Annotated in this window: 12 protein-coding genes; 6 read left to right on the top strand and 6 right to left on the bottom strand. The window is 46.7% G+C overall.

Annotated features, from left to right (window positions below; all coding sequences use genetic code 11):
- Window positions 1–166 precede the first annotated feature (166 nt).
- The 4 genes from aroB to G344_RS0100100 form a co-directional block, all read right to left on the bottom strand.
- Entirely contained in the window at window positions 167–1,324 is a 1,158-nt protein-coding gene (gene aroB, locus G344_RS0100085; protein ID WP_083963019.1) for a 3-dehydroquinate synthase, read from the bottom strand.
- Between the two features lie 9 nt (window positions 1,325–1,333).
- Window positions 1,334–2,338 carry a 3-deoxy-7-phosphoheptulonate synthase gene (aroF, locus tag G344_RS0100090; RefSeq protein WP_028254406.1) on the bottom strand — a complete coding sequence of 335 codons (1,005 nt, stop codon included), beginning with the start codon at window positions 2,336–2,338 and terminating at the stop codon, window positions 1,334–1,336.
- A gap of 337 nt (window positions 2,339–2,675) precedes the next feature.
- A complete protein-coding gene (locus G344_RS0100095) occupies window positions 2,676–3,704 on the bottom strand; it encodes a ribonucleotide-diphosphate reductase subunit beta (protein WP_028254407.1) in 1,029 nt (342 codons plus the stop codon).
- Between the two features lie 209 nt (window positions 3,705–3,913).
- Window positions 3,914–6,199, bottom strand: a complete 2,286-nt coding sequence (locus G344_RS0100100) for a ribonucleoside-diphosphate reductase subunit alpha (protein ID WP_028254408.1) — start codon at window positions 6,197–6,199, stop codon at window positions 3,914–3,916.
- 799 nt (window positions 6,200–6,998) lie between these two features.
- Between G344_RS0100100 and thiC the strand changes: the two genes are divergently transcribed.
- A complete protein-coding gene (gene thiC / locus G344_RS0100105; RefSeq protein ID WP_028254409.1) occupies window positions 6,999–8,306 on the top strand; it encodes a phosphomethylpyrimidine synthase ThiC in 1,308 nt (435 codons plus the stop codon).
- Window positions 8,307–8,475: 169 nt separating this feature from the next.
- On the opposite strand, the gene G344_RS0100110 is transcribed toward thiC, so the two are convergent.
- On the bottom strand, window positions 8,476–9,501 hold the full coding sequence (locus G344_RS0100110; RefSeq protein WP_244869470.1) for an alpha/beta fold hydrolase: 1,026 nt from the start codon (window positions 9,499–9,501) through the stop codon (window positions 8,476–8,478).
- Window positions 9,502–9,774: 273 nt separating this feature from the next.
- On the opposite strand from G344_RS0100110, the gene G344_RS0100115 reads away from it, so the two are divergent.
- Window positions 9,775–10,266, top strand: a complete 492-nt coding sequence (locus G344_RS0100115) for a QueT transporter family protein (protein WP_028254411.1) — start codon at window positions 9,775–9,777, stop codon at window positions 10,264–10,266.
- A 45-nt stretch (window positions 10,267–10,311) separates the two neighbouring features.
- Here G344_RS0100115 and G344_RS0100120 read toward each other — a convergent pair whose 3' ends face one another.
- Window positions 10,312–10,656 carry a lactonase family protein gene (locus G344_RS0100120; RefSeq protein WP_028254412.1) on the bottom strand — a complete coding sequence of 115 codons (345 nt, stop codon included), beginning with the start codon at window positions 10,654–10,656 and terminating at the stop codon, window positions 10,312–10,314.
- Between the two features lie 192 nt (window positions 10,657–10,848).
- On the opposite strand from G344_RS0100120, the gene G344_RS0100125 reads away from it, so the two are divergent.
- The 4 genes from G344_RS0100125 to G344_RS11810 all read left to right on the top strand — a co-directional run bounded on the left by G344_RS0100125 (window position 10,849) and on the right by G344_RS11810 (window position 13,811).
- A complete protein-coding gene (locus G344_RS0100125) occupies window positions 10,849–11,658 on the top strand; it encodes an EFR1 family ferrodoxin (RefSeq protein ID WP_028254413.1) in 810 nt (269 codons plus the stop codon).
- Window positions 11,659–11,856: 198 nt separating this feature from the next.
- Window positions 11,857–12,318, top strand: coding sequence for a GNAT family N-acetyltransferase (locus G344_RS0100130; RefSeq protein WP_051245589.1), 462 nt, complete (start codon window positions 11,857–11,859; stop codon window positions 12,316–12,318).
- A gap of 581 nt (window positions 12,319–12,899) precedes the next feature.
- Window positions 12,900–13,652, top strand: coding sequence for a hypothetical protein (locus G344_RS11340; protein WP_051245591.1), 753 nt, complete (start codon window positions 12,900–12,902; stop codon window positions 13,650–13,652).
- A 15-nt stretch (window positions 13,653–13,667) separates the two neighbouring features.
- On the top strand, window positions 13,668–13,811 hold the full coding sequence (locus tag G344_RS11810; RefSeq protein ID WP_156886116.1) for a hypothetical protein: 144 nt from the start codon (window positions 13,668–13,670) through the stop codon (window positions 13,809–13,811).
- Window positions 13,812–13,871 lie beyond the last annotated feature (60 nt).

The following is a 13,871-nucleotide window of genomic DNA, read 5'->3' on the forward strand; positions in this document are numbered from 1 at the left end:
AATATACAGTAATCAATTATATACTATATACCTACATGCCAATTCAATTACATGTGTACCTACTAATTGAATAGTAAGGGTACGATGTATACATCAACGGCAGGCTGATCCGATTATAGACTCATCCAATGTTAAAAATACTATGTGTTGCTTAATGGTATAGTAATCAAACATCGGCTAAGGAGGCCGTTAATTGTTCGGCCAAGGTTGCATGCGGTACAGTGATGCGTTCACTGTGACCGTGTGATGTAGGTACGATAATAGTCACATCAAGACCGTGACTTTTTTTGTCGTGACGGGCAGCTTCCAATACATAGTCCAGCGGCACCTCGGTCGTCACCGGTAGATGATGAGCGCGGAGCAGTTCGATGAGCTGCCGATATTCTTCGGCAGGCAGACCGTAATGGGTGAATCCCAAATGAGCCATCAAGGCGATCCCGATGGCAACGGCGTAGCCGTGAGGCATCGTGTAATGACTGTATTTTTCTAAGCCGTGCGCCAAGGTGTGACCGAGATTTAATAATTGGCGCTGCCCTTGTTCCGTTTCGTCCGCCGCTACAATGCGTGCCTTGGCGGCAACGCAGTGGGCGATGACATCGGTCAGATGTGAGCTTTGTGGTGTTAACGGCTCCTTAGTAAGCAAGCCCAGTAAGGCCGGATTATCCAGAAAGGTGTACTTCACAACTTCACCGCAGCCACCGATGAATTCTTCCCTGGGTAAGGTGTGAAGCACATCGGGATCACAAAATACGGCACGAGGCTGTTTAAAGGCACCCCACAAATTTTTACCGGCCGGTAAATTAACCGCTGTTTTACCGCCTACGGAGGAATCGACCATAGCCAATAGCGACGTGGGAATCTGCACGTACGCAATGCCGCGCATGTAAGTGGCAGCGGCAAAGCCGGTAATGTCACCGACAACTCCACCGCCGAGGGCAATGAGAACATCGCGGCGTGTTATGCAGTGATCGGCTAAAAAGTTGAGTATGTGCAGTAGTTGCTCCGGACTTTTTGATTCTTCCCCCGCCGGCAAGGTATATACCAAGGGCTCGTAATCGGCGGCTTGTAAGCTGCTTACGAGGCTATCCACATATAAAGGTCCCACATGGGTGTCGGTAATGATGACAGGATGACCGGCTACGGCCAACGCACGCATATGATGACCGACGGTGGCTAACAGACCGTGTTCGATGTGAACGGTATAGGCCGGCTCGGTATGAACCACAATGCGCCGCGTGTCACTGTGAAGCGCCGGTGCTTCCGTGCCGGCGGTGTGCGTTGCTGTGACCGATTCGTTCGTTGGGTGATGCAGTGAAGCTTTCATGAGAGCCTCCTAGCGGCGAAGCGCATTGCGCAAAGCTGTTACATCGCGAGTGACTTCATCGAAGGCATCCGGTGTCAAGGCTTGCGGTCCGTCGCATAATGCTTTGGCCGGATTGTTGTGCACTTCAATGATTAAACCGTCTGCACCGGCACCGGTCGCGGCCAAGGATAAGGGATGTACCATGCGGCTCATGCCGGCGGCATGACTGGGGTCGATGATTACCGGTAAATGCGTCAGCTCGTGCATCATGGGAATGGCGGTGACATCCAAGGTATTGCGCGTTTTCGTTTCGAAGGTGCGAATGCCGCGTTCGCAAAGCACTACCTGATGGTTGCCTTCGCTCATAATGTATTCTGCTGCCATCAACCACTCTTCGTATGTGGCACTGAGACCGCGTTTTAAGAGGACCGGTTTATCCAATTTGCCCACTTCCTTGAGCAAGGTGAAGTTTTGCATATTGCGCGCGCCGATTTGCAGCATGTCTACGTCTTCGAATAGGGGCAACTGGGAAATGTCCATAATTTCCGATACGATGGGCAGTCCCGTTTCTTTTTTTGCTTCTAACAATAATTCAATACCGTCGGCCCCCATGCCCTGGAAGGAGTACGGGGAGGAACGAGGTTTGAACGCACCGCCGCGAAGGATGGTAGCACCGGATGCTTTTACCTGTTGGGCAATATCAATAATTTGTTCGCGAGATTCTACGGAGCACGGGCCGGCGATCATAGCGAAGTGACCACCGCCGATTTTAACACCGCTTACATCGACTACGGTATCTTCCGGATGAAGGCGACGCGTTGCATTTTTGTACGGTTCCTGAATGCGCGTAATTTTTTCTACTACCGGCATAGACTCGATGAGTCGGCCGTCGAGAGAGGAGGTATCACCGATTAAACCGATAAGGGTATATTTTTCCCCAATCCATGTACGCACCTGCAGGCCGAACGACTCCAGCCATAAAATTAAACTCTGAATCTCTTCTTCTCTTGCGTTTTGTTTTACTGTTACAATCATGGTTATGACCTCCAAAACAATGTACCATTCTACTATTCTACACAATATAGTTACACGCTACAGCAAAATAAAAAGGCTACCCGTAAGGATGTACGGGTAGCCTTTTGGCTTTATAAGCGCGTTGGATTACTTAACCGAAGTTTTAGCGCAGCCCAAACAATCCTTACCAATAGAGTTGGTAAAGAAGTAATACCAAAAAAAGTATGGGCTGCTCATTACTCGGTTATGCATCGTATTCACGCTCCTTTTGCTTAAGTGTTGGCAATATTGTAACGCCATACGCATATAAAAAGCAAGTGTATTTTTTAGAAAAACAAAAAATTTTTCAAACCAATGCTTATTCCAAGTCGTCAAAGTCGAAGGCGGCTGCTTTCGTATAATTGGTTACCTTCGCTTCAAAGAAGTCCGTCTTGGTGCTGTTCAGATTGGAGAAGCTTTCAATCCAAGCCATAGGATTTTCCTTGATGTCCGGGTAGAGCGGCTTGAGGCCGATCGCATCGAGACGCAGGTTAGCCAGGTATTTAATGTAGCGTTCGATAAGGACATTGTTGATGCCCAAAATCTTATCATCCGTAATGTACTGACCCCATGCGATTTCATGCTCCGTACCTTGGCGCAGCATGTCGACTAATTCGTCTTCCAGTTCCGGTGTAAATAATTCCGGTCGCTCCGTGCGCAGTTCCTTGATGATGTTCTGGAATAAAATGAGATGCGTTACTTCGTCGCGGTTAATGTATTTGAAGATTGTACTGGTAGCCGTCATCTTGCCTTGGCGGGCCAAGGTGTAGAAGAAGCTGAAACCGGAATAGAAGTAAATGCCTTCCAAAATATAATTGGCCATAATGGTGCGAATGAAATTATGTTCCGACGGATCGTCGCTGAACCGCTGATAGATGTCGGCGATAAAGCGGTTTCGATTCAATAAGTGTTCATCCGTGCGCCATTCGTCGTAAATCTGATCGCGGGTGATCGGATTGGTTACGGTGTCGAGAATGTACGAATAGCTTTGGGCATGAATTTCTTCTTGGAACGCTTGGATGTTGAGCAGCGAAGCTACTTCGGCTGCCGTTACGTAGCGACTCAGGTTCGGCAGATTTTCACTTTGAATGGAGTCGAGGAAGTTTAAGAAGGAAATAATTTTATCGAAGGCGCGGCGTTCGCTGTCCGTCAAATAAGGAAACTGCTTAACGTCTTCGTTTAAAGAAATTTCTTCGGGAATCCAGAAGTTGTTGAGCATGGTGCGATACAATGTATTGGCCCAATCGTATTTGATGCGGTTCCATTCGCGCAGGTTAGTAGTATTGCCGCCGATCATGCTTTCCGTACCACGATCGCCGTGTTCGTTGAATATTAATTTTTTATCCATTAGGAAGAACCTCCTTCTAGGTAATGGGTATCAGATAAACAGACGGGCAGTGAAACACTGCCCGTACATACGGTTACTTTTATTATAATATAGCTTGGGCACCGCGCCTAGTGCTATCAAAAGGAGTAGTCACTGTGCTCGGCATCCTCCGGAGGACCGGTTACTGTGTGCAGTACTCGCAAGCGGATGCGTGAGGGCGACCGGTGTCATCAAGACGAGCAGCTGGTGCATTCGTCCATTTCAAGAGACTGGTTGCGAATGTAGTAAATCGTCTTAACGCCTTGCTTATAGGCCTCTACATAGAGGTCGAGAATTTCTTTGGCCTTCATCTGCGGTGTAATGTACAAATTGAAGGATTGCGCCTGATCGATGTGACGCTGACGGGCAGCGCAGGCCTTGATGCTCCACTGCTGGTCAATGGTGTGCGCTTCTTTGTAAAGCCAGAAGGTGCTGTTATCGAGATCCGGTGCGGTCTTTGGTGTGAAGCTGCCCTTCTTTTCTTCGATGAAGAATTTTTTGAAAATCGGATCGATACCGGCGGTGGTGTTGGCAATGTTAGACGTGCTACCCGTAGGGGCGATGGCCATGAGGTAGCCGTTGCGCATACCGTACTTGGCGACGTCCGCCTTTAGCTGTTGCCAACGGGGCGATGTATAACCGCGGCGTTCAAAGTATTTACCGGTTTGCCATTCGGATCCTTCAAAGGCCGGGTAGGACCCCTTTTCCTTGGCCAACTCCATGGATGCCTTGATGGCGTAGTACGCAATGTCTTCGAAGAGCTTGTCCGCTGCTTCGATATGGGCATCGCTTTCCCAAGTCAGGTTGTGACGCACCAAGTAGTGATGGTACCCGCTGGTGCCGAGACCGATGGCGCGATATTTTTCACTGGTAACGCGGGCTTCCGATACCGGGAACTGGTTGATGGAAATAACATTGTCCAACATGCGAATTTGGAGGCGAATGTTTTCTTCCAACTCTTCATCGGTAATCTTGCCGAGATTGATGGAGTTCAAGTTACAGGTAACCATGTCGCCGGTAATCGTGGTGGTCGTAATGGAACCGTCCGGATGAATGGTTTCACCGCCCTGTTTGGAGAAGCCTACGTTCTGTGCAATTTCGTGGCACAGGTTGGAGGCGTAAATCATGCCGGCATGCTTGTTCGGATTCATGCGGTTTACGGTATCGCGGAAGAAAATAAAAGGCGTTCCCGTTTCTACGGCACTGCGCATGATTTTCTTCATCATGTCCAAAGCGGCTACTTCGATGCCGTGCAGGTCCGGACTCTGTTCGCACATGAGATAGTGCTTGGTAAATTCTTTTTTGTCGTCAGAGTCGTAGAAGTCTTCCAAGGCAAATCCCATGACCCGTTCTACTTCATGCGGGTCGAACAGAGTGAAATGTTCGCGGGCAAGCAAGCGCTCCATGAAAATATCCGGAATGGAAATGGCCGGGAAAATATCGTGGGCTTTACGGCGATCGTCACCGTTATTGGTGCGAAGCTCAACGAATTCGTAAAAGTCTTTATGCCAAATATCAAGGGTCACCGTAGCGCCGCCTTTGCGTTTGCCTAGCTGATCAACGGCAACGGCCGTATCGTTGTAAAGGCGAACCCAAGGAATAACGCCGCCGGAGGAATTTTTATAGCCGCGGATGTCACTGTTTAGTGCACGCACCTTGCCGAGGTAAATCCCCAGGGCACCGCCGTGTTTGGACACCTGCGAGAATTTGCAGTTTACATCGTAAATGGACCACAGGTTGTCGTCAACGCCGGAAATGAAGCAGCTGCTCAGCTGATGGAACGGCGTACCTGCATTGGCCAAGGTCGGCGTAGCGGTAGTCATTTTTAACTGGCTCATGAGATCGTAGAATTTTTTGGCAAACTCTACCTTGCGATCTCCTTCAATCAGTGCTAAATGCATGGCGATGGCCATGAAGCGTTCCTGCGGCAATTCGTAAATTTCTTTGTCATAGCCTTTTACCAAATAGCGGTCGGCCAAGAGCTTGATGCCTTCGTAGTTGAACAGATAGTCGCGCTTCGGCTTGATGTAATCGCCGAGCTCTTCCAATTCTTCCGGCGAGTACTCGGTAAGGAAGAAGTCAGCATAACGACCGTTCTCTACCAAGGTTTGTACAAGCGCGGTAAAGTTGCCGTAACCGAAGGCTTTGTATTTGCGATTAATAGCGGCTTCCTTGTATAGGTCAAACAGGAACAGACGAGCGGCGACGAACTGCCAATCCTGATTCATGCGATTGACCATGTTGCCGAAACCGTCGTCGGTTTTTTGGATGACCTTTTCGATAGCGGTTTGCACGAGGATTTTTTGAATTTCCTTCGTACTCATGCCGTCTACAAACTGCAGCTTACTATCCATTTCCAGCTCGATAGGGTCACAGGTTTCTTCCAACCCCAGGCAAGCGAAGGCAATCATCTTTTTTGTTTTTTCGACGGATAACGGCTCGTAATGTCCGTCACGTTTTTTAATCATTATTCCCATTGCCGGTAGATCCTCCTTACTTGTTAGACAACAAAATACCCCTGCCGAAGCGAGGGTACTACATGATGATATATACACAAATACATAACCTACGCATTGACCAAAGAAGCCCGTAACGGCGGTACGTATCGCAATTATACGGCTAAATTTAAAATCAATATATAGTAGGTTGTTTTATATAAAGTTATATCCATCCACAATATAGTGAAAAAGACAACGTAAATTATACTATCAATATCGTGATTAGACAACCGCAAAATTGGCATAGCCTTATGCAAGTTCGGTGGCATTTCTATGAGAAATCTGTAAGGGCGTAGCGACTTGACAAGGAAATACAGTCGTATACCGGCATCCATGCGTATGACGGATAGATATAGAAAGTTGTCACCCCCATGATGTTGTATAGGATTTTGTATACTTTGTATAGCGTTGCCGGTAGAGATTATTTTGTCTTCAACAGTCTATCAAAACGAGGTATTAATTTAGTTAGAAGTGGGGTGGGTTTGTACAGGACGAACTTTTTATACTTGGTGGATTGCAATAGATGGTAGCATAGTCTTGTTGACAGAAAAAATATTTACTTTTATACTGAAAGCGAACTAAAAATCCGGGGAGCTGACAATGGAGTCGGCTGAGAGGAAGCTAGCGCTTCGACCCGTAACCTGATGTGGGTAATGCCAACGTAGGAAGCAAACGGACAGACATTTTTGGGAGGTCCCCTTCATCAGGGCCTCTCTTTTTTGTTGCATCACTTCCGGTGAAGTGGTGCGTAGTCGTTTGTTACAGGAGGAGACTCACTATGAAATTTACTACACAAATGGACGCAGCGCGCAGAGGCCTTATTACGCCGCAAATGAAAGTGGTTGCCGAAAAGGAACATATGGAACCGGAGACACTTCGTCGCCTTATAGCGGAGGGCAAGGTAATCATTCCTTGCAATGTGCATCACCGTGCGCTCAGTCCGGAAGGCATCGGTTCTATGCTGCGGACAAAGATCAATGTTAACCTTGGCACATCGCGGGATCTTACGGATCTTGATATGGAATACCAAAAGGTGCAGACGGCCGTAGATATGGGGGCAGAGGCGATTATGGATCTTAGCTCCTTCGGTGATACGAAGGTGTTCCGTCGCCATTTAACGGCGAAGTGTCCGGCTATGATCGGGACCGTGCCCATTTATGATGCGGTGGTATATTACCATAAGGCGCTGAAGGACATTACTGCCGAAGAGTGGCTGGATGTGGTGCGCATGCATGCGGAAGACGGCGTGGATTTTATGACCGTTCACTGCGGTATCAATCAAGCTACGGCGGAACGATTCAAGAAGAATAAGCGGCAAATGAATATTGTATCCCGCGGAGGGTCGATTATGTTTGCGTGGATGGAGATGACCGGCCGCGAAAATCCGTTTTATGAATATTTCGATGAGCTGCTGGATATTTGCGCGGCCCATGATGTAACCTTGAGCCTCGGCGATGCTTGCCGTCCGGGATCCTTACAGGATGGTACGGATGCGGCGCAAATCGAAGAGCTGATTACCCTCGGCGAATTGACGAAGCGCGCATGGGATAAGAACGTACAGGTTATGATCGAAGGGCCCGGTCATTTACCGCTTAATCAGGTAGCGGCGAATATGGAAATTCAAAAGACATTATGTCACGGGGCACCGTTCTACGTGTTGGGACCTATCGTAACGGATATTGCGCCCGGTTACGATCATATTACGTCTGCCATCGGCGGGGCATTGGCGGCGGCATCCGGCGCAGCGTTTTTGTGCTATGTAACGCCGGCGGAGCATTTGCGTTTGCCGAACCTGGAGGATGTAAAGGAAGGCATTGTGGCTACGAAGATAGCGGCCCATGCGGCGGATATTGCCAAGGGAATTCCCGGCGCTATCGAATGGGACTACAAGATGGGGGAAGCACGGCGCGTTCTTGATTGGCCGGCACAGTTTGAGTTAGCTATCGATTCGGAGAAGGCGCATCGCTATCGGGAAAGCTCCAAGCCGGAAAAGGAAGATACCTGCAGTATGTGCGGTAACTTCTGCGCCGTGAAAAACATTAATCGTATTTTGGACGGTGAGGATATTACCGTGTTTGATGAGTAAGAAAAGAGATTATTTTTGTTAGGCAGTCCTGTTGGCTGCCAGATTTCTTCGTACGGGTACTAGTTACGGGGGCTTTTATGACTTGCGTTAGCGAATGGATGTCTTCTAATGTATATTAACGGATGGATCTCTTCCGTTGATGATGCGATGAAGGCGAGAAAGGAACCATTTATTTATCGTAGCTACGCAAAAAGGGAAGAAGCTTTTCCAAGACAAATTCAGGTTGCTCTTCGGGAACAAAGTGACCGCAATCAGGAATGCCGTAGCCCACGACATTCGATGCTTTTTCTTTCCAACCGGCTACTACATCCCATAGCTTACCAACGATACCGTTATTTCCCCAGAGAACTAGGAGTGGAGTATGAAGTATTACGTTGTTTTTGATGTCTTCTACATCGTATTGGATGTCGATGGAGGCTGATGCACGATAGTCTTCGGCTATGCCGTGAACCGTCTTCGGATCGGAGAAACAACGAATATATTCATTTAATACATCCTCTGAAAAGCGATGACGTGCAGCAGGGCTTACCTTTTTATCCAAGTTGAAATGAATAAAGAAATCCGGATCGGCAGCTAACAATTTTTCCGGTAATCCGTGAGGTTGAATATATAAAAACCAATGATAATACGCTGTGGCAAATTCCTTGTTGGTGTCTTCATACATTTCGTAAGTAGGAAGAATATCCATTAACGTGCAGGACATGGCTGCTTGCGGATGGTCGGCGATTAAGCGATGGGCTACGCGGGCACCACGATCATGGGCTACGATATGAAATGAAGAAAAACCAAGTTCTTCCATTACCGCTATCTGATCTTGGGCCATTATCCGTTTTGAATAATTAGAATGATCGGGAAGACCTTGCGGCTTTGAACTATCTCCGTAACCGCGTAAATCAGTCATAATAACAGAGTAGTATTTTGTTAATTTGTTGGCCATAAAACGCCAAATCAAATGAGTTTCCGGATGGCCGTGGAGAAGGAGTACCGGTGGTTTGCCCGGTACTAGCTTGTATAAAGTATTAATAAAAACATTTGTGTCAGTCTGGATAAAGGATTGAGTAAAATCGGGGAAGTACTTAGTATCGGTTAAAGGTATAGCATCGTTAAAGAGCGGCATGGCATGACATTCTTCATAGGCACGAGCGAACTCTTTATCTTTCATCTGTTCTGCTTTAAATTCTTTTAGCGTTTTCATGGTAGGCTCCTCTTTTCCAATGACATTGTTTAGAAGGCTGACTATAGGTTCATTGTACTCGGCTTATAAAAAAAGGCAAGGCGCATACTACGATATATTTACAGAAAAAGTTATATGAATAGAAACATCCGTCAATTCGGTAGGTAATTCGGAAAGAAAAAAGCAGAAGTTCCGGTTGCTAGGCTACCTTACCTATGTTACAATGGACCGACGCAGGAAGTGTTTATCTTGGCACCCACTTCCTAAAAATAAAAATCAAGAGGAGGTTTTTGTATGTGGAATACGAGAACAATGATTATGAATGCCTGTATGGCAGCGCTGTATGCGGCGTTGACATTGGGACTGGCACCGCTTAGTTATGGGCCGATTCAGGTGCGCATTTCGGAATTTTTAACATTGGCGGCGTTTTATAATCCGCGCTATATTCCGGGCTTGGTGATTGGCTGCTTTATCGCCAATATAGGAAGTCCCTTTGGTCTTACGGATATGATCATTGGCACGCTGGCCACCTGTATTGCTTTATATGCGATGCGCTATTGCCGTACTGTTTGGCAAGCTTCGCTGATGCCGGTGGTTTCCAACGGAATTATTATCGGCTTGGAGTTGGCGTATTTGGGAGAAATTCCCTTTGACAGCGAATTACTGTTGACCATGCTGTATATCGGCATCGGTGAGCTGATTGCGGTGACGGTCATCGGCGTAGGCATTATGAAATTACTTATGAGTAATCATATTGTGCGTGACTATGTGATGGATAAACAATAAAAAATAGGAAGCCTTGAAGAATACTGACATGCCCCAAAGGTTAGATTAAAGTCTAGCCTTTGGGGCATTGTGTATTGTTTCTAAAATAAAGCATATGAAGGTGTTGTCGTAGCCGGTGCGTACATCGCGTTTGTAGATGGTCACACTTTTATGAATGCGATTCGTAGCGTATAAAAATGTTTCATTGGGATGAAGAATAATGGCACTGGCCTGTCCTTGACCGGTGTAGGTGTCGGGCAAAGAGGGAAGAATTTGACGAGGTACGACAGAGCCGGTCGCGCCGTCGTAATCGTAAACGGTAACAGCATTTCCCTTTTCGTTGACAAGGTATACATGACGATTGTCAGCGGTTACCGTTAGATGACGTGGTGCGGCAACCGATATAAGCAAACATAGGGGCACTCCTTTCAAACGTTAGATTGGGATTTTTTATATAGCACAAAATATTCATAATGGTAATGCACTTACCGTGATAGGATTGTGATACTATTATAGTATAAAAATTTATACATGTGGCAGAGTCTACATTTTTGTATGAAGTATATAAAAACATTACGCTTAACACCTAAAGGAGGGAGTCGCATGATATACTATTTCACGGGAACAGGCAATTCACTGGATGTGGCGAAGCGTTTGGCCGCATTGTTGGACGATACGGTGCGGCTCATGGATATTCATGAGTCCCATCCTGTCATTGAAAGCGCGCCGTCCATCGGTTTTGTTGTACCGGTGCATAATTTTGATATTCCCGATGCTGTGAAGGATTGGTTTCGGCGCGCTAGGTTCAGCGGTTCCTTTGGGCAGACGTACTTTTACGGACTCATTACTTACGGTGGTGCCGAGGGCAATGCGCGGGCAAACCTGCGCCGGGCATGCTTAAAAAAGGGGTGGGACCTCGTGTACAACACGATGGTTATGGTGCCGGACAACGCAGGGCCGATCATTCATCGTCCCTATGACTTAACCAGTTTATATACATTGGACGAACGGTTGGCTAGGATTGCCGAAGCGGTGAAAGGTCGTCGGCGCAGTCATGAAGAGGAGCCGTATAGTTACAAAATGGCACTAAAGACAGAACTGTCAAAGATTTATTTGGACAGTCCCGTGGTGGCGATGAAAATTGATCACTACCGTTGTATTCGGTGCCGATTATGCGGACGACTTTGTCCGGTAGAAAATATGTATTTTAAGGAAAAGAAGAAAAAGAAAGATAAGGCAGCAAAGGCGCGTAAGTCCTATGCGGGGAAGATGAAACTGCGTGGTCACTGCATCCATTGCTTGGCGTGCATTCATTGGTGTCCTACCGGTGCCATTCGCATGGGCTACATTGACTTTATGAATCGGCAGTATACGAATCCCTATATCAATGTCCGGGAGTTGTTGAAGCGATAACATAAAAGGAAGTAACACGTACAAGGGCGATGATACAGATAGTAACAAATGAAAGTAATGATGGGGGTATGTGCCTGAAAGTGATGATGGGAACATGAGCCAATACGCATAATGATAGGGGGATGCGTAGATACGCGTGATGATTTGAATACTACTATACCAAGCGCAAGAGAAGCCGAGAGGAAGGACGAACATTTGATGAACACACAGGATACGACATGGACAATACATAAAAAACGATTTAGTGAATTAACCGTGGAGGAGCTGTTCGCCATTTACCGGTTGCGGGTGGCGGTATTTGTAGTGGAACAGGCTTGTCCGTATCAAGAGGTGGATGAGCGTGATTTGCGATCGTACCATCTGTGGCTTGCCGATGAAACGGGTACGCCCGTTGCGTACTCGCGGGTGTATTGGAAAAACGAAGCGGACGGACATGCTTCGTTCGGTCGTGTCATTGCCGCGCGACGTCGCTGCGGTTTGGGCACGCAGATTGTAAAAGAAGCTATGAATTGTGCCAAGCATGATTTGGGGGCACGTTATATTACAATCGAAGCGCAAAGCTATGCGCAGCCGTTTTATGAAAACGTAGGCTTTAGGGTTATTTCTGACGAATTTATGGAAGACGGCATACCTCATAAGGAAATGCGCGTAGAAGTATAAGGGTAATTAAATAAAGCGATGCGCATATATCTCAGAGGTCAAGTCTTGCGAAGGAATATATAAAAGAAGGAGACTATCAGCAGTGAAAGCTCGGTCTATCGAAGAGCGTTCCTTATGCTGATAGTCTCCTTCCTTCTCCTCACTAGAAAGAAAGAGAAAAGAGGGGCACTCAGGTATCAACATGAGTGCCCCTCTTAGTTATATGGGTTATAGTAAATTATGTTCTTTGGCGAGGTCATGAATTTCTTGTTCGGTTAAGTCGGTGTACTTACTAATGAAAGCTATGGACGTCGCTTTCTACGCTCATAAGAGTTTTGGTCAGGTAAGTTACGGGTGTATTGTGAAAAAAGTATAAATAATTATGTTTAAAACTAGGCCGCTTTTTGCCTGTAATAAGTGGAGGGGTAATTTTTTATTTTGTAAAAGCATACAGAAATTTTGTATGTTGGATTGCTGCCCCACTGCAACGGAATTTAAAATTTTTAAAAATTTTTTTTAAAATGCGTTTACAAGTTTACATCTGCTGGATGGTAATAAGTGAGGGGGAGAGGACCTAATTCATTTAGAGGAGGTATTTGTCCATGAATTTCATTGAGGAATTTAAAAAATTCGAGAATTGGTTGTTGGTGCATCCCAATGTATCGCCGTCAGCTAGGTTGGTTTGGCATTCGCTGTTTCATTATAACAATCTGTGCGGGTGGAAAGAGGAATTTGACTTATCCATGTCCGCCTTGCAGCTGAGCACGGGGCTATCGGCGCCGACCATTCGCAAGGCCAGAGAGCAGTTACGCCGCATGGGGCGCATTGCGTATAGAAAGGGAAGTATGGACCACTCGGCAGTATATCGGCTCAACCCGCTGGCCAGCTTTGGAGCCGTGTCGTCGGCGAAGGAACGGGCGATTGACGCGACCGCGGGGAAGGACGATTCTGAAAGAACTACCCAAAGGGCGTATGAAAGATCCAATGAAAGAACTGTTGAAGGAACCAATAAGGAAGCCGATACAAGAACCGATGAAAGAACTTACGAAAGAACCAACGAAAGACCTAAGGAAACGTCTACGGAAAGCACCATGGAAAGCCCTACGGAAAGTACTATGGAAAGCCCTACGGAAAGTATGACGGAAAGCCCTATAGAAAGTACCATGGAAAGTTCTACGGAAAGCACCATAGAGAGTATGACGGAAAGCTCTATGGAAAGTACCATGGAAAGCCCTATGGAAAGCCCTATGGAAAGGGTGATGGAAAAAACGGAGGAAAAAAGTGACGCAACTTTTTTAGCTAAACCTAAACAAGACAATACAATACAAGACAATCTATCTCTAAAGAAAGTGTAAAGAAAGGTAGAGACGGTGGACCCGAAACAATTTGTAGACTACTATCAACGTCGGGATTGGTTTGTAGGAGAAACGAAGATGAAAAACTGGAAGGCGGTGGTGCGAAGCTGGGAGCGATGTCAAATCGTTAAGAAGCAGACATCATCACCTAACGAGTAGATAGCACCGTCTAACGAGCGGATAGCATCACCTGATGAGCAGATGCCACCGAAAAAGTAT

This window comes from Veillonella magna DSM 19857 (genome assembly GCF_000428745.1).
Lineage (GTDB): Bacteria > Bacillota > Negativicutes > Veillonellales > Veillonellaceae > Veillonella_A > Veillonella_A magna.